The following is a 20504-nucleotide window of genomic DNA, read 5'->3' on the forward strand; positions in this document are numbered from 1 at the left end:
CTATCCCTTCAAGCCTTGCCAAGTTCTTTCTTCAACGCATAGAGCGCGTCCAATGCCTCACGCGGCGTCATTTCGTCAGGGTTGAACCCCTTCAGAGCTTCCTCCACCTTTGATGCGCCAGTCTTGCGGTTTTCCTCGCGGCGAACCGCGATCTGGAACAGCGGCAGATCGTCGATGAGCTGGCTAGCCGGGTTCTTGCGGTCGGCATCTTCGAGCTTCGTCAACACCTCGCGGGCGCGCTCCACAACCGATGCAGGCAGGCCCGCAAGCCGCGCCACCTGAATGCCATAGGAACGATCCGCAGCCCCCGGTCCAACCTCGTGCAGGAAGATGACGTCGCCTTCCCACTCCTTCACCCGCATCGTGGCATTGGAAAGGCGGCCGAGTTTTTCCGACAGCACCGTCAATTCGTGGAAATGGGTGGCGAAGAGACCGCGGCAACGATTGACCTCGTGCAGATGCTCCACCGCCGCCCAGGCGATGGAAAGACCGTCAAAGGTCGCCGTGCCGCGGCCGATCTCGTCCAGAATGACCAGCGAACGATCCGTCGCCTGATTGAGAATGGCGGCGGTTTCCACCATCTCCACCATGAAGGTCGAGCGGCCGCGCGCCAGATCGTCGGACGCGCCGACACGCGAGAAAAGGCGATCCACGACGCCGATATGGGCAGCTTCCGCCGGCACGAAAGACCCGATCTGCGCGAGGATGGCTATCAGGGCATTCTGGCGCAGGAAGGTCGATTTACCGCCCATATTGGGACCGGTGAGCAGCCAGATGGCACCGTTTTTGCCATTATTGACGGCCGACAGATCGCAATTATTGGCGATAAACGGTCCGGCGGATTGGCGCCGCAAGGCCTGCTCCACCACGGGATGCCGCCCGCCCTTGATGGAAAAGGTCATGGAGGCATCGACGATCGGGCGGCAATAGGCCTGTTCGGTGGCGAGATAGGCAAGACTCGAGGCGACATCGATCACCGCAAGCGCCAACGCACCGGCCTTGATCGCTTCCGCCTGTTGCACAACAGCCTTGACCATGCGCTCGAAGGCTTCCAGTTCCATGGTCAAAGCCTGCGCAGCGGCGTTGGCGATGCGGCTTTCGAGATCGGCCAGCTCGGTGGTGGTGAAACGCATGGCGCCGGCCATGGTCTGGCGGTGGATAAAGCGCGCCTTGGCCTCATCCGTCGTCGTCATCACATCGGCATTGCCCGCCGTGACCTCAATGAAATAACCCAGCACATTGTTATGCTTGATCTTGAGCGACTTAATGCCGGTCTCATCGGCGTATTTCAGCTGCAGCCCGGCGACCACACGACGTGACTGGTCTCGTAGCGCCCGCACCTCATCGAGTTCGGGATTAGCGCCTTCGCGCAGAAATCCGCCATCACGCTTCAGAAGCGGAAGTTCATCGGCCAGCATCGAGCCGAGCATGGCTTCCAGACCACCCGGAAGGGCTTTCAAATCCGCGAGCGCTGCGGCAAGCTCATCCGGCAACAATCCCTGATCGAGAATGGCCGCTATCTTTTCTGCCGAAGCAAGGCCTTGCCTGATGGCGCCGAGATCGCGCGGGCCGCCGCGCTCCAGCGCAAGGCGAGAGAGCGCACGCGGCATGTCCGCCACCTGTTTCAGTGCATCACGCAGGCCGTCGCTGAGCGAGACGTCATCGATGAGATAGGCGATCGCATCGAGGCGGGCATTGATCTTTTCGGGATCGGTCAAGGGCGACATCAGCCGCTCGGCCAGAAGCCGAGCACCGCCGCCCGTCACGGTGCGGTTGAGGGCATGCAGGAGCGATCCGTCCCTTTCGCCTGACAGCGTCTTCACAAGTTCCAGATTGGCGCGGGTGGCGGGGTCGATGAAAAGCGTGGAGGCAGCGCTTTCGCGCTCCGGCGCGCCGAGCGGCGGGCGTTCGGCGATCTGGGTTTTTTCGACATAAGCGACGGCAGCGGCGGCGGCCGCCAGTTCCACGCGCGAAAAAGTGCCGAAACCATCAAGCGTCGAGACATTGAAATAGCGCGCAATGCGCCCTTCCGCCGTGGCGCTGTCAAAGAGGATCGCCGGCTGCGGCACCGCGACCCGGCCCAGCACATCGAAAACTGGCCGCAGCTCTTCGTCATGGAACAGGCTTTCGGCGACGATCAGCTCGCGCGGATCGATGCGCCAGATATCGGCCAGAAGCCGGGTCAGCGTGGTTTCCGCCAGACGGAAGACGCCGGTGGAAATATCGATCCAGGCGAGCGCGAACTGCGCCTCCGCACTACCCCGAATACGGGCCAGCGCCATCAGATAGTTGGATTCCGTCGGCGACAACAGTTTTTCTTCGGTCAGTGTGCCGGGCGTGACAAGTCGCACCACATCACGCTTGACCACCGATTTCGAGCCGCGCTTCTTCGCTTCCGCCGGGTCTTCCACCTGTTCGCACACGGCGACACGATAACCGCGCAGGATGAGTTTCTGGAGATAGTCATCCGCCGCGTGGACGGGGACGCCGCACATCGGGATATCATGACCCATATGCTGGCCGCGTTTCGTCAGCGTGATGCCGAGAGCGCGGGAAGCCTCCACCGCATCGTCGAAGAACAATTCGTAAAAATCGCCCATGCGGTAGAACAGCAGCGAACCGGGATTGTTCGCCTTGATCTCGATATATTGCTCCATCATCGGAGTGGCCGTCGCGCGGCTCTCTTCCGAGATCAGGGAAGCGGTTGTCAGAACGTCCGTCAATGGCCTGCCGATGTCATATCGTGTTGCGGAAAAGGAGCGCCGACACTAGCGGCTTTGCCCGCACCAACACAACACACACCGCACCGCTGCCCACAGGAACATCCCGAAGGTCTCGATCAAAACCCGGTCAGCCGTTGATGCGTTCGGCCTCGCCGCCATAATAGCTGATATAGCGGCCAGCGATGGACGAAACCGGCAGGACCACGAGCACATCCGTGGTGTTGAAGGCATGGTCCACGACCGCGCCGGAGCCGAACATGGCGCCGAGGCGCATATAGCCCTTGATCAGCGGCGGCATGGCGTTCAGCGCCTTGCGCGCGTTCAGCGCCTCTGCCGGCACAAGGTCCATCTCATGATAAAGCTCGGGAAGGGCGAAAGCTTCCCACTCGCCTTTGGCCAGACAATTATGGTGCAGGAAAGACAAAGCAAGCGCATGGGCTTCCGGCTGCACGCCGGGAAAGGAGGCGCAGCCGATCATGGCATCCATGCGGTGTTTGACGGCATAAGCCCAGTTGCCCTGCCACAGAAGTTCCACGGTGCGCTTGGTGCGATATTCCGGCAGCACGCAGGAACGGCCAAGCTCCATGAAGCGCTTGCCGGGGTGGCGCGCAACGAGACCGGCAATATCGAATTCGCTGGCGGAATAAAAACCGTTATTGGCAAGCGCGATTTCCTGCCGCAGCAGGCGATAGGTGCCGACGATCTGGTCTTCGCTGTCGCCTTCAATCGACTTGTCGAGCACGAGCAGATGGTCGCAGACGCTGTCCCACGCATCGATGTCGCGCTTGCGGCGCATCGCTTCCGCGGGAAGCCGCGCCTTCATTTCCTCGACGAAAACCCGATAACGCACGGATTGCGCGGCATCGATTTCGCGTTCATTTCTGGCGAGCCGCGTTTCCAGCGTGCCTATGCGGCCGAAAAGACCCTCATTGTCCTGAGCTGTCTCGGGACGGGGACTAATGACAACATTGTTTTCACAAATGTCGTGATTGAGGATTTCGGCAACCATGGGGAATCGCTCCGCCACCAAACAATTTTCCTGTCATAAATCACTAATTGACGACAGAATAGTGACAAAACGCCGCCAGTGCCAGTCTGTCAAGTTATGACAGCGACAGGCGTTTCGCCCCCACCAGGCGGCGAATTTCCTCAATCAGCCGTCGCGGGTCGGCAGGCTTGGCCAAAACCGCGCCGACACCAGCCTTTAGAAGGATTTCGGCGGTTGCGTCACTCGTATCTGCGCTGAGCACGATGACGGGAATATTTCTTTCGCCCTTCAGCGTATGGAGAAGCTCGGGAAGAACATTGAGCCCCTCGCCGCCCGGCATGTTGAGGTCGGAGACGATGAGATCAGGGAGGCGGGATGCCCCCGGCTCCACAGATTGCCGCAACGCTTCAAAGTCCTCGACAGCGCGGACGATGTAGCCGCTTTTTTCCAGAACGACGCGAATGATGCGCTGATTGACGGCATCGTCTTCGGCAACAAGTATCTCGATACCGCTCCCCCCTTCCGTCACCCGCGAGGAAAAACCCACATCCGGGTGGTTGTCGTTTATGGCGTCGCGCCGCTCAATGCCGCGCAGACGGCCGCACAGGACGTCGATCAGGGATTTTTCCCGCAACGGCCGAATCAACCAGGCATCGAAGGCCGCATGCATGGTCGACGGCCGCTCTTCGGGGCTGACCAACAGCGTGCGGCGAACATTCTGCGGCGGCCAATCTTTCAGGGCATCCCTGAACAGCGGCGAACTGCGCTGGTCGACGATGATATCGGTAAGCTCGACCGCTTGCGCGGCAGAACCCTTCCTCAGCTTTTCCAGACCATCGGGCTGATGGATGAGTGTGCATCGACCGCCGAAAGCCTCGATCGCCTCCATCGTCACCGCCGCCGCCACGCCCTTTGGTGCGATGAGCACGACATTTGTGTGCCGCAGGCAATGATGCCGTCCTGGATTCGCCATTTCGGCAGGGGCGCCCGCCGGGCGAAACGCCAGTTTGAAAGTACTGCCCTTGCCCTTGCGGCTCGAGACCGTGAGGCGGCCGCCGAATTCCCGCACGATACGGGCGGAAATCGCAAGTCCGAGGCCCGTACCGGCGCTTCGTTGCGACAAAGGGCCTGCCTGTTCGAATTCCCCGAAAATACGGGCCTGTTCCGCCCGGCTCATGCCCGGGCCGGTATCTTCAACGGTGATGTGCAATTCGTCGTCGGACATGCGCGCCCGGATGACGACGCCGCCTTCCTGCGTGAATTTGACGGCATTGCCGAGGAGATTGAAGAGGACCTGACGTAGCCTCGCCGGATCAAAATCGAGATGATCAGGCACATTCGGCGCGACGAAAGAGGTGATTTCTATGCCTTTTTCATGGGCGCGATGGGCCAGCATCTCGACGATGCTCTCGATCAGCCGGCGCAGGTTTTCCGCGCGCGGATTGAGCCTGAAGCGGCCGGCCTCCATGGTCGAATAATCCAGAAGATCCTCGACAAGCTGCACCAGCGACTGGCCGGATTGGCGCATGCCATCGAGATAATTTCGCTGCTCTTCGTTGAGCTTCGTCTGCGACAGAAGATGGTTCATGCCCAGCATACCGGAAAGCGGCAGGCGGATTTCATGGCTTACCGTTGCAAGCAGCCGCGCTTTTTCAGCATCGGCCTTTTCGGCGCGCAGCCTGGCGTCTTCCCTTTCGGCCAGCGCAAGGCGCTCCTCGGTCACATCCCGGGCAATGCTGCTGATGAGAAGACGGCTGCTTGCCAGATCGCGGGTCACGACATCATGCCAGGAAAAGATGCGCTGGCCGAACGGGGTCGCGATCTCCACATCATAAGCATGGACCTTGTCGCCCGGACGGAAAGCGATGCCGATTTCCTCGCAGCTGAGCCCTTCGGGCGCTGCGCAGCCGGTGATTTCCCGAAAGACCCGGTTCGCCTCGATAATGCGCCGGTTCATGTCGCGGACCACGACGACATCACCCATGAATTCCTGCATTTCGGCAATCAGCGAGCGGTTTTGCGCTTGTCTCAGCCGGAGATCGGAACCTTCGTCCAGCGCGACGGGATGCCGGGAAGGTTCGCTGAAGAGCGCGTAGAGCAGGACACCGACGAGCACGGCGCCAAACAAGGTCGCCAGCGCGACGGTAATCGCGTAAGGCATGGCAAGCGCAATCAAGGCGGCGGAAAAAGCCCCGAGCGATAACGACACGGCGACATAGAATGCGATCGATCTGGCATCGGGCGCATGTTCTTCATCCGCATGGCGCGTTATTGCCTCGACACGATCCGCCGGCTGCGCCGCCGTGGCGGCCAGGCCCAGCTCATCTGAAACTTTTTGACGAAGTCTTGCCAGTTCGCTCATAGGCAACCGCTACCACGGCAGCGGTTTTGATATGTTTGGCTGAAACCCTAAAATTTTACTTTTTAGCCGTCCGGGCGTGCAAAAACTCGTCGAGAATGACGCAGGCTGCGCCGATGGTTATGAAACTGTCAGCCAGATTGAAGACTGCGAAAGACCATGTCTGCGTATGAAACAGGATATAGTCGATGACATGGCCATAAAAAAAACGGTCGAGAAGATTGCCGGCAGCACCTGCGATGATGAAGGCGAAACCGAGATGGGCGAAGGTACGGTCTGCCGCCGTCTTGCGCCACAGCCATAAGACGAAGACCACGATGACGAGCCGCATGCTGACGATGAACCAGCCATGCATGTCCTCCAGCATCGAAAAGGCCACGCCGAGATTGTAGGTGCGATAAAGCGCCAGGAACGGGGCAACGGGAACCATCTCCTGCAGCGGCAGATAGGCTTCGACCAGCTGCTTGACGATCTGGTCCAGCACCAGCGCGGCGGCGATCAGCGCGAAAGCCGGGCCGAGTTTCGAGAACAATGCCGCTTTGGCCATTACGTCACCGGTACGAGTTCGAGGAGATGTCGCCGCGCCTCAAACAGCATGACGGCGGTTGCGATGGCGAGATTGAGGCTATCGGCGCGGCCCTGCTGGGGAATGCGCGCCAACTGGTCGGCCTTGCTGGCGAGTTCCGGCGGCAGGCCGGATTGTTCGTTGCCCATCAAGAGCACGACCGGCTTTCCGGCGTAGTCGATCTTTCGATAGTCAACCGAGCCTGCCAGATGCGTGGCCACGACGCTGACCTGCACCGATTTTTTCCAGGACAGGAACTCTTCGACCGAAGCGCGAGCGACGGGCGTGGCGAAGACCGACCCCATGGTAGCGCGCACTGTTTCCAGCGAAAACGGATCGGTGCAGTCGCCGACAAGAATGACGCCCGAAGCACCCGCCGCATCGGCAGTGCGGATGATGGTGCCCAAATTGCCGGGATCGCGAACCCGGTCGAGCGCGATATAGGTCTCGCCCTTTTCCGGGCGGATATCCTTCAACGGCTTCCATTTCTGTTCAAAAATGCCGACGACCATCTGCGGATTGTCGCGGCGGGTGATCGAGGCGATGACCTTTTCACTGACTTCGAGAACCAGTCCGCCCGACGCGACCGTCTTCACCGCCGCCTGCTCCACCAGCGGCTTGCCCTTTGCGGCCTTGGCGTAAACCAGCGTCTTGATCGTCCAGCCCAGTTCGAGCGCGTCGATGACCAGCTTCAGGCCTTCCGCCATGAAGGTGCCGGTCTCTTCCCTGCCCTTTTTCTGGGTGAGCGCCTTGATATCCTTGATGATGGGATTGGCAAGGCTGGTCACTTCCTTGACCTGGCCAACCCGGCGCGTGGTGTTTTCGCGCATCTCTTTCATCATTTCGGCTCCCAGCGGCTGAACAGCGATGTGGACAGCACACGGCCCGGTGTCTTGCCGTCAAGACCGGCTTCACGAATGACAAGTTCGCCTGACGCGACGACACCGCCGGCGCCGCGCATGGTTTCACGCATCAGCTCATGCATCGAATAGAAGCTGGCCCTGATCGAATAGGCCGTCAGCACAAGGCCGAGCGCCTTGGGCGACAGGATTTCGCGGCAGATATCCAGCATCAGCGGCAGATGGTCGAATAATTGCCAGACTTCGCCATGGGTGCCGCGGCCGAATTTCGGCGGGTCGGTGAGGATGATATCGTAGCTGTTGCCACGACGTTCTTCGCGCTGAATGAACTTCATCGCGTCTTCGCATATCCAACGGATCGGCGCATTTTCCAGTCCCGCGAGCGCCTGGTTCTCCTTCGCCCAGCCTATCGCCTTCTTGGACGCATCGACATGGGTGACTTCAGCACCAGCCGCGGCCGCAACCAGCGAGGCGACGCCGGTATAACCGAAGAGGTTCAGCACTTTCAGCGGCCGGTCGGCGGTCTCCACGGCATTTTTCAGCCATTCCCAATGCACGATCTGCTCCGGAAAGACGCCAACATGCCGGAACGCCGTAAAACGGCCGAGAAACTCAACGCCGAGCAGGGAGAGAGGCCAGGTTTCACCCAGCGCCGCCTTGGGGAACCGCCAGCGCCCCATACCGTCCTCATCCGTGTCGCCCGTGAAGACGGCATCAGCATTCTGCCACACGCGATCTGGAACAGAAGGCCGCCACAGCGCCTGCGCCTCGGGACGAACCACACGGTAATCGCCGTATTGTTCGAGCTTCAGGCCGTTGCCGCTGTCGATCAGGTGAAAATCACCCGCGCCGCTCGATTCCAGAATGACCGGAACCTGTTCTGCGGGCAGCTCACCGGTGCGCTGCATGAGCGCGCGCGCAGGAACCTGTTCGACCGCAACCGATACAACGGTTTTTTCCTTTGGCGCGGCTTTCTGTACGCTGCGCACCACATCGGGCTCGCGCTTCTTGGTTGCAGCATCCGCGCGGCGCGCCGGCTTTGCGGCATGAACCTGTTTTTTCTCGTTCCCGGCTCGCGCGCGATTGCCCGGCCGACTGTCTTTTTTCTTCAATGGAAATCTTTCCGCTTCTGCCCGCGTCTTATCGCGCCAGCAAATAGCATTCCGAACGCCGCTCGACTAGAGCCGGAGCGATCGTCCGCGCCCTCACTTTGCCGGGAGCTGTCCCGCATTCGGCAGCTGACCGGTGGCGGCCGCCTTCTGGCGGTTCGCCTCGTCGTGCCAGCGAACGGCCTCTTTCGCTTCAATACGGGCGCGTTTGCGATGTTTGCCCTGAGCGAACCAGGTGGCCGCCGATCCCAGCAGGACGCCAAAAATGACCGCCAGAAACAGGAAAACGAAAAACGGCGCCGTAAAGGACAGAACGCCGTCCTCCGGCCGGAACGGGTTGAGCGCCAGCGTCACGGACTGACGATTGGCCACGCACAGGATGACGAGGATGATCGCCAGCGGAAGCAGGATGATGAGGTTGATGATTTTTTTCGACATCCGACAATACTCCATCGCTGCGGGCGTTCCGCTGGCTCCTTTTCAGTCGCCAGTCGTCAGGGACAATCAATCGTCCTCTTCGTCGCCCATACCCGGGTTCAGGCGCTCACGCAGTTCCTTGCCCGTCTTGAAGAAGGGCACCCATTTTTCCTCGACGAAAACCGACTCACCCGTACGCGGGTTCCGACCGGAACGCGACGGACGGTTTTTAACCGAAAATGCGCCGAAACCACGAAGTTCGACACGATTTCCTGCCGCCAGGGCGTCGGTGATTTCATCCAGCACCGCATTGACGATGTTTTCCACGTCACGGTGATAAAGGTGCGGGTTTCGCGCAGCAACGATCTGCACCAGTTCAGACTTGATCACGGTTGCCCCCTGAAAGAATTGGATTTTTAACGCGGCTCAACCTGCCAAACGGAAACAAGACCGTCAAGAAACAACTTGTCTGTTCCGAGCTGGCCGGAGCCCGCGAAGGGAATTAAATCGTCATATCCCAGAAACTTCGCTATTTGCGCAACGCTGAAAAGCGCAAGGGGCGAACGGGATGACGGCGCGCGCCATTCGACGATCGGCAAATCCTTGGCAACACCGCGTGTTTCGAAATAGCTGCGAATTTCCTTTTCGCCGCCGAGCGTGTCGACGAGCTTGTTGGCAAGCGCCTGGCGGCCAGTATAGATAGATCCGTCCGCCAGTTTCAGCACGTCTTCGCGCGGCAATTTGCGGCGATTGGCCACAAGATCGACAAACCAGCCGTAGCTGTCCATCACCATGGCGCGGATCATGGTCTTTGCCTCTTCGGGCGCCTCATGGAAAGGGGAAGGCTCGGCCTTCATCGGTGACGACTTGATTTCCTGCAGCGAGACGCCGAGCTTGTCCATCAGCTGGCCGATCTGGGGGTATTGGAAAATTACCCCGATCGAGCCGGTGATCGAGGTTTCGCCGGCAATGATGACATCGCCTGCGGATGCGATCATATAACCGGCGGAAGCGGCAAGCGTGCGGACATCGGACACAACCGGCTTCTTTTCGGCCACACCTCTGATAGCCTTGAAGATGCGCTCCCCGCCATAGGTGGTGCCGCCTGGCGAGGAAATCGACACGATCAGCCCTTTGACATTCTCGCTCCTTGCGATCTTGTCGAGCCGCTCGAGCAGTTCGGTATTGTCGGTGATCAGGCCGGAAACCTCGACGCGGGCAATATGAGGCTTCGCACTTTGCTGCGGTCCATCCCATAAAAACCGGTAAAGACCGAAAGCGCCGGTGACAAGCAGCAGAACGGCGGCAATCCGCCAGAAACTCAGCTTGCGGCGCAACCGCCTGCGATCCGCTATCGCCATGTTGTCCATAAAAACCCCTGTCATCCGCTTTTGCGCTTCAGGCCATATGGTTCTTCTAACGCGAAGCCGCAAGGAAACAATAAGGAAACCAGAATTAAGATAAAATTCGCATTTCCCTTGCACCTATCCAGACAAAAACCATATTGGCAGGACAAAGCACACATGCCAAAGACATTTAGATAGAGACACAAGCTTCGATGATGCGCCACTATAGCGTCCTAGAGGCATTCCGGACCCGCTCTTATGCTCGAAAGACTCCGCGAACCCGCGCCAGCATTTTCGCTGCGCAATGACCAGAACGGCGCCTATGACACCGCGCTGCGGCATTCCACGCGCGTGAAGCGGCTGAAGATCATTCTGCCGCTCGGCGCGGCAATCATTTCGCTCGCCTTCATCGCGGTTTCGGTTATCCGAACCTGGGCCCCCGACGAGGTCTCTCTTGAGAGCGCACGAATTGAAGACGGCAAGATCGTGATGGAAAAGCCTGCTGTCGCCGGCCGCAACGAGAAGGGGATCGATTATTCCATGAACGCCGACCGTGCGTTGCAGGACATCGCCAACCCCAATCTCATGACGCTTGAAAAGGTTCTGGCGGCAGTGCCGGTAAACGACAGTGTCGCGCAGGTGATCGCCCAGGAAGGCATTTTTGACCGGGCGACCAACACGCTGAAGATGACTGCGCCTTTTGACATCAATCTCAGCAATGGCATACAAGCGAAGTTCCAGTCTGCGGATGTCGATCTGAAGGCCGGAAAAATGAGCAGCAAAGAGCCGGTTTCGATCAAAACAAACAATGGCTCGATTGTTGCGCAATCGATTGACATCGCCGATAATGGCAAAACAATTACATTTTCGGGGCAGGTACGGGCACGTATCGCTGCATCCAATATCAAGAATGAAGGCAAGTGAGAGCCCGGTCCAGATGATGCAAATTTCCCGTCCCGTTTCCCTCGGCAAATCCGCCGGCCTTGCAGCCGCAGGTCTTGTTCTTTCGTGTCTTGCAACTGTGGCTTTCGCCCAGAACACCACCAGCAACATGCAGGGCGTCAAACTCTCCGGCGACCAGCCTATCGCGATTGAAAGCGATCAGCTCGAGATTCGCGATCAGGAGCGCAAGGCCTATTTCACCGGCAATGTGAAAGTGGTGCAGGGAACGACCACCCTTCAGGCTGGCAAGATGACGGTGAATTACAAGGGCGAGGGTTCTTCGCTCACCAGCGGCGACGCCAATATCGAAAAAATCTTCGTCGACAATAATGTCTATCTGACGTCCGAGACCCAGAAAGCCACGGCCGACCACGGTGAATTCGACATGGCGGCGCAGACCTTCATTCTGACGGGCAAGCAGGTCGTGCTGTCTGAAGGTACGAATGTCTTCACCGGCTGCAAGCTGACCGTGCTGATGAATACGGGGCAGGCCAAGCTGGAAAGCTGCGGCGGCCCTGTTCGGATCATGCTTGATCCGAAATCCCAGAAAAAACAGTAGTCTTTCCTCGTGAAGATACCCTCGATCTCAAAGATATTCGGCGGCGGGCGCGGTCGATCCGCGGACGCAGCTTCGCCGGTGGACAAGACCCCCTATCAGGGCACGCTGATCGCGCATGGCCTGACGAAGACCTATAATACGCGCCGCGTCGTCAACGGGGTTTCGCTTGTCGTGCGCCGTGGCGAAGCCGTGGGTCTGCTCGGCCCGAACGGCGCCGGAAAAACCACCTGTTTTTATATGATAACGGGCCTGGTGCCCGTCGATACCGGCAAGATCGCCATCAACGGTAATGATGTCACCACCATGCCGATGTACAGGCGCGCCCGTCTCGGCGTCGGTTACCTGCCACAGGAAGCTTCAATCTTCCGGGGATTGACGGTCGAGGAAAACATCCGCGCCGTACTGGAAGTGCATGAGCCGGACGCTGCCAAGCGCAACCGCAAGCTCGATGAGCTGCTGGAAGAGTTTCATATTGCGCAACTGCGGAAATCGCCTGCCGTGGCGCTTTCGGGCGGCGAGCGGCGGCGTCTGGAGATTGCCCGCGCGCTCGCGACCGATCCGACCTTCATGCTGCTGGATGAACCCTTCGCGGGCGTCGATCCGATTTCGGTCAGCGATATCCAGAATCTGGTGCGGCACCTGACAGCGCGTGGCATCGGCGTTCTCGTGACCGACCACAATGTGCGTGAAACGCTCGGTCTCATCGACCGCGCATACATCATCCATGCCGGCGAAGTGCTGACGCATGGGCGTCCGGACGATATCGTCAACAATCCGGATGTGCGCCGCCTCTATCTCGGCAATAATTTCAGCCTTTGAGACCTGGAGCCGGACGGCGAAAGCTGTGTGCGGTTTTGCTTGAAATCCGGCTCTAATTATATGATCTAGATCATGATTTAAGATTTTAGGTCGTTTCAGCTTAAAATCATCATGATCGGCGCGCGAAAGATTCTTCATCGCGCGCCGCCCTGACGCTTGACCAAACAAGATAAAAAAGCAATTTTTGGGCCAAGTCCTATCGTCTCAGTAAAATTTCTGGAAAATCAGACGATGGAGAAGCTGTAAGGGGAGTTTCGCGTCCGCCATGGCATTGTCTGCCAGCCTTTTGCTGCGTCAAAACCAGTCTCTCGTGATGACACCACAACTGATGCAGTCCATCCAGCTGCTTCAGATGACGCATTTCGAGCTGACGCAGTTCATCGCGCAGGAGGTGGAGCGCAATCCGCTGCTGGAAATTGCGGCAAACGATGGCGATTTAAGCAGCGATGCACCTGTAGATACGGAAAGTTTTGGCGACGCCGATAGCGAAAGTTCGGAGATATCCGCCACGGTGACGTCAGACAGTGACGACTGGTACGGCGACCGCGCCGCAAATCTCGGCGAGCAACTTGACACCAGCTTTGAGAACGTCTTTCCCGACGATGCCGAGCCCAGAAAGGCCGATGCGCCCGAACTGGCCGGCCAATGGAAATCCATGCCTGGCCAGGAGTCGGGAGAAAGTTACGATCTCGACGATTTCGTTGCGGCCAGACAGAGCCTCGGCGACCATCTCAATCAGCAACTGCCGCTCGCCATATCCGCCGCCGAGGACCGGCTGATCGCCGATGCGCTGATCGGCCAGCTTGACGAAACCGGCTATATTGCGGCGGATGCCGTCGATGATGTCGCTGAACGACTGGGAGCGGCCCCGTCGGCTGTAGAGAACGTTCTGAAGACGCTTCAGGGCTTCGACCCACCGGGTGTATTTTCCCGTTCCTTAAGCGAATGCCTGTCGATCCAGCTTGCCCAGAAGGACCGGCTCGACCCGGCCATGCGGGCTTTCGTCGACAATCTGGAACTTCTGGCGAAACGTGACTTCGCCTCTTTGAAAAAAATCTGCGGCGTCGATGAGGAAGATCTCCTCGATATGCTGGCGGAAATCCGCACGCTCAATCCCCGCCCCGGCGCCGGGTACGATTCAATGGTTTCGGAGACCATCGTTCCCGATATTATCGTTCGCCCCTCCTCCACCGGCGGCTGGCTGGTGGAAATCAATCCAGAGACCCTGCCGCGCGTGCTCATCAATCAGAGTTACTTCGCCGAGGTGTCGAAACATAAGGCGCGCGCGGGCGAGGATCAGGATTTTCTGGCCGAATGCATGCAAACGGCCCATTGGCTGACCCGCAGCCTCGACCAGCGCGCCCGGACGATCATGAAGGTGGCGACGGAAATCGTTCGCCAGCAGGATGCCTTCCTCGTCAATGGTGTCGACCAGCTGCGCCCGCTGAACCTCAAGACGGTGGCCGACGCCATCAAGATGCATGAATCCACCGTCAGCCGGGTGACAACCAAAAAATACATGCTGACGCCGCGCGGGCTGTTCGAACTGAAATATTTCTTCAGCGTCTCGATCAGCGCCGTGGAAGGCGGAGACAGCCATTCGGCGGAAGCGGTGCGTCACCGCATCAAGGCCATGATCGCGCAGGAAGCCGCCGAGGCGGTTCTTTCAGACGATGATATCGTCGACAACCTGAAAAAGAGCGGCGTCGACATCGCCCGGCGCACCGTCGCCAAATATCGGGAGGCGATGAACATCCCCTCCTCCGTGCAGAGGCGTCGGGAAAAGAAGGCGCTGGCCAAGCTGGCTGTATTCTGAGCGGTAGCCACGCGCAACGTTTATGGCGGTTTTTTGCCGCACCATTGACTCTTGCCACGGCAGCGGCTAGAAGCCCGCCGCACACGTCAGCAAGGTCATTTGTAACGGATTCATCTCCACCGTCCATGGGCGTAAAATTCGAATGAGGGCTTTTTAAGGTCTTCGAAACGCTTGGATGCGCGCGCGGCTTGACGTAAGCTGGTACTCGCAAATCACTACAAAAAGGAAAATTTCCATGAGTGTGCGTGTATCTGGTAAACATATGGAGATCGGTGAATCTTTCCGCCAGCGGATCGAGGACAATATAGGTCTGGCGGTTACCAAATACTTCGATGGGGGGTATTCAGGCCAGGTGACCGTGGAGAAATCCGGATCGCGTTTTGCCGCCGATTGCAAGCTGCATCTCGATACCGGCGTTGTATTGCACGCGGCGGGTCAGGCAAATGATCCGCAGGCGAGCTTCGATGCCGCCGCAGAGCGGATCGAGAAGCGCCTGCGCCGCTACAAGCGCAAGCTTAAGGACCACCATAATGGCGCCAATGGCATGTCGCAGGAAATCGCCTATACGGTGATGGATGCTGTTCCCGATGAGGACCACGAGGTTCCTGACGATTACGCACCCACCATCGTTGCGGAGAGTTCCAAACAGATTAAGACGATGTCCGTCGCCAGCGCCGTGATGGCGCTCGACATGACGGACGAACCGGTTCTGCTGTTCCGCAGCCCGGGCAAGGAATATCTCAACATCGTTTACCGGCGTCATGACGGCAATATTGGCTGGATCGACGCGGAAACGATCAAGAGCTGAACAGTCTGACAAGACGTGGGAGGCAGGGCGCAAAAGTGCAGTCTGCCTCCTGCATCGTCTCGATGGCATGAAGGAAAAAGAGAATGGCGTTGGCAGATTTGCTGCAACAAGATGCGATTATTCCCGCCCTCAAGGTGAATTCCAAAAAGCAGTTGCTTCAGGAGCTGGCCGCAAAGGCAGCCAGAATTACCGGAGTCTCGGAACGGGAAGTTTTCGACGTCATCCTCCAGCGTGAGAAACTCGGCTCCACCGGTGTGGGCCACGGTATCGCCATTCCGCATGGCAAGCTCAACAGCATCCATCAGATCACCGGCGTCTTCGCACGTCTTGAAACACCGGTCGATTTCGAAGCGCTGGACGACCAACCGGTCGATCTGGTTTTCCTGCTGCTCGCGCCCGAGGGCGCCGGCGCGGATCACCTGAAGGCCTTGTCCAGAATCGCACGCGCCCTGCGCGACCCTGAACTGGTCGCCAAATTGCGCGCTACCGATTCCGACACCGCAATCTACGCTTTCCTCAATCAGGAGCAAGCGACAGCGGCCTGATCGTGGGTTCCACCTTAGTTTTAACGGCAATAAAAAACGCGCCCTGAAGGCGCGTTTTTTATGACGTAGGGACAGAAGCCTTACGCGTCCTTTTCATTAAGAGACGAGGTGCCCGGCTCAGACGATGCTGCAACGTCCGCCTTCGGGCCGCCCTTGGCGACGCCGACCATCGCCGGACGCAGGACGCGATCGCCTATGGTGAAACCAGCCTGAACCACCTGCAACACGGTGTTGTTTGGAACCTTAGTGTTGGGAATCTCAAACATGGCCTGATGGAAATTCGGATCGAATTTCTGGCCCTCGGCATCGATCTTCTTCACGCCGTGGCGTTCCAGCGTCGACAGCATCGAGCGTTCCGTCATCTCGACGCCTTCGATGAGGCCGTTGAGACCAGCTTCGCCATTGGTCTTTAGCTCTTCGGGAATGGCTTCCAGCGCGCGGCGAAGATTATCGGAAACGGCGAGCATGTCGCGTGCGAAACCGGCCAGGGAATAGGCCTTGGCATCCTTGACATCGCGCTCGGTGCGACGGCGAAGATTGTCCATCTCGGCTGCAAGGCGAAGGAATTTATCGCGCAGATCGGCGTTCTCAGCCTTGAGCAGCTCGACCGGATCGAGTTCTGCCGTTTCGGCCTGTTCTTCACCTGCCAGGGCAGGATCGACAAACTCTTCCGCGACGTCCGCGTCAGGTCCGGGCTTTTTTGTATCGTCGGTCATGACGTTCTCCAGATTTGAATATTGTTGGTTGCGCCCGATATCGAGCTTTGACGGGCAAAAATCAAGGCTTGCGGCGAAAAGCTTGCCGCATTCTCTGACCTTTGCGGGCCTGTCCTATCTTTGCTTGCGGGAAAGGCGCGCCATGATCTGCGCGGTATAGTCCACCATCGGCACGATGCGGGCGTAGTTCAGTCGGGTCGGGCCGATGACGCCGACCGCGCCCACGACACGATTGTCCTCGTCACGATAGGGCGCGACGATCAGCGACGAACCGGACAGCGAAAACAGCTTGTTTTCCGAGCCGATAAAAATCCTGACGCCCGAGCCGCTTTCCGCAAGGTTGAGGATTTCGATGAGATTTTCCTTACGCTCCAGATCGTCGAACAGCAGGCGCACCCGATCGATATCCTCTTCACCGGCGAGGCCTTCGAGCAGGTTGGAGCGACCGCGAACGATGAGACGGCCGAGCTTGCCCTCTTCGTTGTCTCCCGCCCACACCGCAAGACCACGTTCCACGAGGTCCTGCGCCAATATGCCGAGTTCCGATTGCAGTTCCGCCTGCTGCGTCTGAAACTGACCGCGCAATTCATGCAGCGTCTGACCGGAAAGATGAGCATTGATGAAATTCGCGGCCTCGGTCAATTGCGACGAGGAAATACCGGCCGGCAATTCGATGATGCGGTTTTCGACCTGATTGTGGTCACCCACCAGCACGGCGAGCGCCTTGGTGGGCTCCAGCCTTATGAATTCCACATGTTTGAGGATGACATCGTTCTTGGCGGTCAGCACGAGGCCGGCGCCGCGCGACATGCCGGAAAGCATGCGGCTTGCTTCCGTCAGCAACCCTTCCAGCGACTGTTCGTGACCGGCGACCGGCCCGATCTGGCGGTCGATACTAGCCCTCTCCTCGGCGGGCAGATCGCCCACCTGCATGAAAGCGTCAACAAAGAAGCGCAATCCCGTCTGCGTGGGCAAACGCCCGGCGCTGATATGCGGCGAATAGATGAGACCCAGCTCCTCGAGATCGCTCATAACATTGCGCACGGAGGCAGGCGAAAGCGACATCGGCAGAAGTCGCGACAGGCTGCGCGATCCGAGCGGTTCGCCCGTATCGAGATAACCTTCGACGATGCGCCGGAAAATTTCCCGAGACCGTTCATCCAGCAGCGATGCCTGATCTTGTGATAGCGGTGCGGAAAAACCCATTTCGTCCGTTCTTTGTCGTTCAAACCAGCTTGCATCAATATAATGCGTTGCAACGCCGCGGCAAAATGGAAATTGGCTTTGCAAAAGCCCGGACCTCGCCTTAGAAGGCAGGGACCAACATGGAGAGTGGATCATATGCGGCCTTCAGGCAGAAAAACCGACCAGATGCGCAAGGTTTCCTTCGAGCGCAATTTCTCGAAACATGCCGAAGGCTCCTGTCTCGTGAAATTCGGCGACACGCATGTGCTCGTTACCGCCAGTCTTGAAGAAAAGACACCGCCGTGGCTGCGCAACAGCGGCAAGGGCTGGGTCACCGCCGAATATGGCATGCTGCCGCGCTCCACCCATGAGCGCATGAAGCGCGAAGCCGCTTCCGGCAAGCAGGGCGGTCGCACGCAGGAAATCCAGCGTCTCATCGGCCGTTCGCTGCGCGCCGTCGTCGATCTGCAGGCGCTCGGCGAGCGCCAGATCAGCATCGACTGCGACGTCATCCAGGCCGATGGCGGCACCCGCACCGCCTCCATTACCGGCGCATGGATTGCCCTGCATGACTGCCTGAAATGGATGGAAACCCGCAACATGATCAAGGTCGAGAAAGTTCTGAAGGACCATATCGCCGCGATCTCCTGCGGCATCTTCGCCAACCAGCCGGTGATTGATCTCGACTATCTCGAAGATTCCTCGGCCGAAACCGATGCCAATTTCGTCATCACCGGCTCGGGCGGTATCGTCGAGGTTCAGGGAACGGCTGAAGGCGCGCCTTTCTCCGAAGAAGAATTCCTGACGCTGCTCGGCCTCGCCAAGGCCGGCTGCAGCGAACTGGTCGCCCTTCAGAAACAGGCGATCGCCTGAGCAGACGGGAAAGAACCATGCGCAAGCTCGATACCAGAACGATCGTTGTCGCCAGCCACAACAAGGGCAAGATCGCCGAAATCGCCGATCTGATCGGCCCTTTCGGTTTCTCCGCCAAATCGGCGGCGGAGCTGAATTTCTCAGAGCCGGATGAAACGGGCACCACCTTCGAGGAAAATGCCGCCATCAAGGCGCTTGCCTCCGCGAAGGCATCAGGCCTGCCCGCCTTGTCCGACGATTCCGGTCTTGTTATCGACGCGCTTGACGGTGCCCCCGGCGTCTATACCGCCAATTGGGCGGAGACGGCCGATGGGACGCGCGATTTCGCCATGGCGATGCAGAAGGTCGAGGATGCGCTGGCCGAGCGAGGAGCTTCGAAGCCCAAGGATCGCACCGGCCGCTTCGTCAGCGTGCTGTGTCTCGCCTGGCCGGACGGGCATGTCGAATATTTCCGTGGCGAGGTGGAAGGCACTGTTGTGTGGCCGCCGCGCGGAACGAGCGGTTTCGGTTATGATCCCATCTTTAAACCCGAGGGATATGAGACCACATTCGGCGAAATGAGCGCGGATGAGAAACACGGCTGGAAACATGGCGACGCCTTTGCATTGTCGCACCGCGCCCGCGCCTTCAAGAAATTCGTAGAAACCTGCCTGGAGGCATGAACCCGATGGTCGGGGAGCACCAACTTTCTGCCCCCGGCGCATCGCTTCTGCCGGATACGGGCGATCCCGGCTTCGGGATTTATCTGCATTGGCCCTTCTGCGCGGCCAAGTGCCCTTATTGCGACTTTAACAGCCATGTCCGCCACCGGCCGGTGGATCAGGAACGGTTTACGACTGCCTTCCTGCGGGAAATGGAACATATGCGCACGCTGAGCGGCCCGCGCGTCGTCACCAGCATTTTCATGGGCGGCGGCACGCCATCGCTGATGGAGCCGCAGACGGTTGGTGCGTTGCTGGATGGCGTGGCGCGGTTCTGGCATGTGCCTGATGGTATCGAGATCACCATGGAGGCCAATCCCTCCAGCGTCGAAGCCGAACGGTTTCGCGGTTATCGAGCGGCGGGTGTCAATCGTGTCTCTCTTGGCGTGCAGGCGCTCAACGACCGCGACCTGAAATTCCTTGGCCGCCTGCATGATGTCGCCGACGCGCTGAAGGCCATCCGGCTGGCGCGGGAGATTTTTCCGCGCATGTCCTTTGACCTCATCTATGCCCGGCCGAACCAGACGGTGGCGGAATGGGACGCCGAGCTGAAGGAGGCCGTCTCCTATGCCGTCGACCATCTGTCGCTCTATCAGCTGACGATCGAGGAAGGTACGCCCTTTTATGGCCTGCACAAGGCCGGGAAGCTCATCGTGCCTGACGGCGAGCATTCGGCTGTGCTTTATGAGGCGACGCAGGAAATCACCGAGCGTTACGGCATGCCGGCGTACGAGGTTTCCAATCATGCGCGGCCCGGCGCCGAAAGCCGCCACAACCTGACCTACTGGCGTTATGGCGATTATGCCGGCATCGGCCCCGGCGCACATGGACGCCTGACGCGAGGCGCTTCCAAGCTCGCAACCGCCACCGAGCGCCACCCGGAAAACTGGCTTGAAACCGTGGAGCGGGAAGGCCACGGCATGGTCGATCAGGAGCTGCTCGGCGTTGATGAGCAGGCCGATGAATTGCTGCTGATGGGACTTCGCCTGCGCGAAGGCATCGATCTCGCCCGCTGGAGCGACCTTTCCGGCCGCGATCTCGATCCGGAGAAGGAGGAATTCCTCCTCCAGCACGGTTTCGTGGAGAGGCTCGGCAATTCCCGCCTGCGCTGCACGCCGTCCGGCATGCTCATTCTGGATGCGGTGGTGGCCGATCTCGCCTGCTGACGCCAGC

The 20504-nt window shown here is 59.1% G+C and carries 20 protein-coding genes; 9 read left to right on the plus strand and 11 right to left on the minus strand.

Annotated features, from left to right (window positions below; genetic code table 11):
- Positions 1-8: 8 nt before the first annotated feature.
- The 9 genes from mutS to sppA all read right to left on the minus strand — a co-directional run bounded on the left by mutS (position 9) and on the right by sppA (position 10391).
- The gene (gene mutS, locus AGR1_RS11670; protein WP_187772122.1) at positions 9-2723 is read right to left on the minus strand and encodes a DNA mismatch repair protein MutS; all 2715 of its coding nucleotides are present in this window, start codon (positions 2721-2723) and stop codon (positions 9-11) included.
- Positions 2724-2850: 127 nt separating this feature from the next.
- On the minus strand, positions 2851-3732 hold the full coding sequence (locus AGR1_RS11675) for a GNAT family N-acetyltransferase (protein ID WP_149147342.1): 882 nt from the start codon (positions 3730-3732) through the stop codon (positions 2851-2853).
- A gap of 94 nt (positions 3733-3826) precedes the next feature.
- On the minus strand, positions 3827-6073 hold the full coding sequence (locus AGR1_RS11680; RefSeq protein WP_149146968.1) for an ATP-binding protein: 2247 nt from the start codon (positions 6071-6073) through the stop codon (positions 3827-3829).
- A 55-nt stretch (positions 6074-6128) separates the two neighbouring features.
- Positions 6129-6617, minus strand: coding sequence for a signal peptidase II (lspA, locus tag AGR1_RS11685; RefSeq protein WP_149146969.1), 489 nt, complete (start codon positions 6615-6617; stop codon positions 6129-6131).
- A complete protein-coding gene (locus AGR1_RS11690) occupies positions 6617-7477 on the minus strand; it encodes an RNA methyltransferase (protein WP_149146970.1) in 861 nt (286 codons plus the stop codon). The genes lspA and AGR1_RS11690 overlap by 1 nt, the downstream gene beginning before the upstream one ends.
- On the minus strand, positions 7474-8607 hold the full coding sequence (locus tag AGR1_RS11695) for a class I SAM-dependent rRNA methyltransferase (protein ID WP_149146971.1): 1134 nt from the start codon (positions 8605-8607) through the stop codon (positions 7474-7476). The genes AGR1_RS11690 and AGR1_RS11695 overlap by 4 nt, the downstream gene beginning before the upstream one ends.
- A gap of 93 nt (positions 8608-8700) precedes the next feature.
- The gene (locus AGR1_RS11700) at positions 8701-9042 is read right to left on the minus strand and encodes a LapA family protein (protein WP_187772123.1); all 342 of its coding nucleotides are present in this window, start codon (positions 9040-9042) and stop codon (positions 8701-8703) included.
- Between the two features lie 66 nt (positions 9043-9108).
- Positions 9109-9435 carry an integration host factor subunit beta gene (locus AGR1_RS11705; RefSeq protein ID WP_219256707.1) on the minus strand — a complete coding sequence of 109 codons (327 nt, stop codon included), beginning with the start codon at positions 9433-9435 and terminating at the stop codon, positions 9109-9111.
- A 2-nt stretch (positions 9436-9437) separates the two neighbouring features.
- The gene (gene sppA, locus AGR1_RS11710) at positions 9438-10391 is read right to left on the minus strand and encodes a signal peptide peptidase SppA (protein WP_149147343.1); all 954 of its coding nucleotides are present in this window, start codon (positions 10389-10391) and stop codon (positions 9438-9440) included.
- Between the two features lie 234 nt (positions 10392-10625).
- On the opposite strand from sppA, the gene lptC reads away from it, so the two are divergent.
- The 6 genes from lptC (at position 10626) to ptsN (ending at position 15856) form a co-directional block, all read left to right on the plus strand.
- Positions 10626-11291 carry an LPS export ABC transporter periplasmic protein LptC gene (gene lptC, locus AGR1_RS11715; protein ID WP_149146973.1) on the plus strand — a complete coding sequence of 222 codons (666 nt, stop codon included), beginning with the start codon at positions 10626-10628 and terminating at the stop codon, positions 11289-11291.
- Between the two features lie 16 nt (positions 11292-11307).
- The gene (locus AGR1_RS11720) at positions 11308-11868 is read left to right on the plus strand and encodes an LptA/OstA family protein (protein ID WP_169538607.1); all 561 of its coding nucleotides are present in this window, start codon (positions 11308-11310) and stop codon (positions 11866-11868) included.
- Positions 11869-11877: 9 nt separating this feature from the next.
- A complete protein-coding gene (gene lptB, locus AGR1_RS11725) occupies positions 11878-12687 on the plus strand; it encodes an LPS export ABC transporter ATP-binding protein (protein WP_080791496.1) in 810 nt (269 codons plus the stop codon).
- A gap of 265 nt (positions 12688-12952) precedes the next feature.
- Positions 12953-14503 carry an RNA polymerase factor sigma-54 gene (gene rpoN / locus AGR1_RS11730; protein ID WP_149146974.1) on the plus strand — a complete coding sequence of 517 codons (1551 nt, stop codon included), beginning with the start codon at positions 12953-12955 and terminating at the stop codon, positions 14501-14503.
- Between the two features lie 235 nt (positions 14504-14738).
- Positions 14739-15311, plus strand: coding sequence for a ribosome-associated translation inhibitor RaiA (gene raiA, locus AGR1_RS11735; RefSeq protein ID WP_077984405.1), 573 nt, complete (start codon positions 14739-14741; stop codon positions 15309-15311).
- Between the two features lie 83 nt (positions 15312-15394).
- Positions 15395-15856: a PTS IIA-like nitrogen regulatory protein PtsN gene (gene ptsN, locus AGR1_RS11740; RefSeq protein ID WP_003503792.1), complete on the plus strand. Its 462-nt coding sequence runs from the start codon at positions 15395-15397 to the stop codon at positions 15854-15856.
- 80 nt (positions 15857-15936) lie between these two features.
- On the opposite strand, the gene grpE is transcribed toward ptsN, so the two are convergent.
- Positions 15937-16572 carry a nucleotide exchange factor GrpE gene (gene grpE, locus AGR1_RS11745; RefSeq protein ID WP_149146975.1) on the minus strand — a complete coding sequence of 212 codons (636 nt, stop codon included), beginning with the start codon at positions 16570-16572 and terminating at the stop codon, positions 15937-15939.
- Between the two features lie 114 nt (positions 16573-16686).
- Positions 16687-17778 carry a heat-inducible transcriptional repressor HrcA gene (gene hrcA / locus AGR1_RS11750; protein ID WP_080791499.1) on the minus strand — a complete coding sequence of 364 codons (1092 nt, stop codon included), beginning with the start codon at positions 17776-17778 and terminating at the stop codon, positions 16687-16689.
- A gap of 135 nt (positions 17779-17913) precedes the next feature.
- On the opposite strand from hrcA, the gene rph reads away from it, so the two are divergent.
- The 3 genes from rph to hemW are packed head-to-tail and all read left to right on the plus strand — an operon-like array spanning position 17914 to position 20497.
- Positions 17914-18630: a ribonuclease PH gene (gene rph, locus AGR1_RS11755; protein WP_003503798.1), complete on the plus strand. Its 717-nt coding sequence runs from the start codon at positions 17914-17916 to the stop codon at positions 18628-18630.
- Between the two features lie 17 nt (positions 18631-18647).
- Positions 18648-19292: an RdgB/HAM1 family non-canonical purine NTP pyrophosphatase gene (rdgB, locus tag AGR1_RS11760; protein WP_080791501.1), complete on the plus strand. Its 645-nt coding sequence runs from the start codon at positions 18648-18650 to the stop codon at positions 19290-19292.
- Between the two features lie 5 nt (positions 19293-19297).
- Positions 19298-20497 (plus strand): radical SAM family heme chaperone HemW, encoded by a 1200-nt coding sequence (hemW, locus tag AGR1_RS11765; protein WP_149147344.1) that lies wholly within the window; start codon positions 19298-19300, stop codon positions 20495-20497.
- Positions 20498-20504: the final 7 nt, after the last annotated feature.

Source organism: Agrobacterium sp. B1(2019) (genome assembly GCF_008274755.1).
Taxonomy (GTDB): Bacteria; Pseudomonadota; Alphaproteobacteria; order Rhizobiales; family Rhizobiaceae; genus Agrobacterium; species Agrobacterium salinitolerans.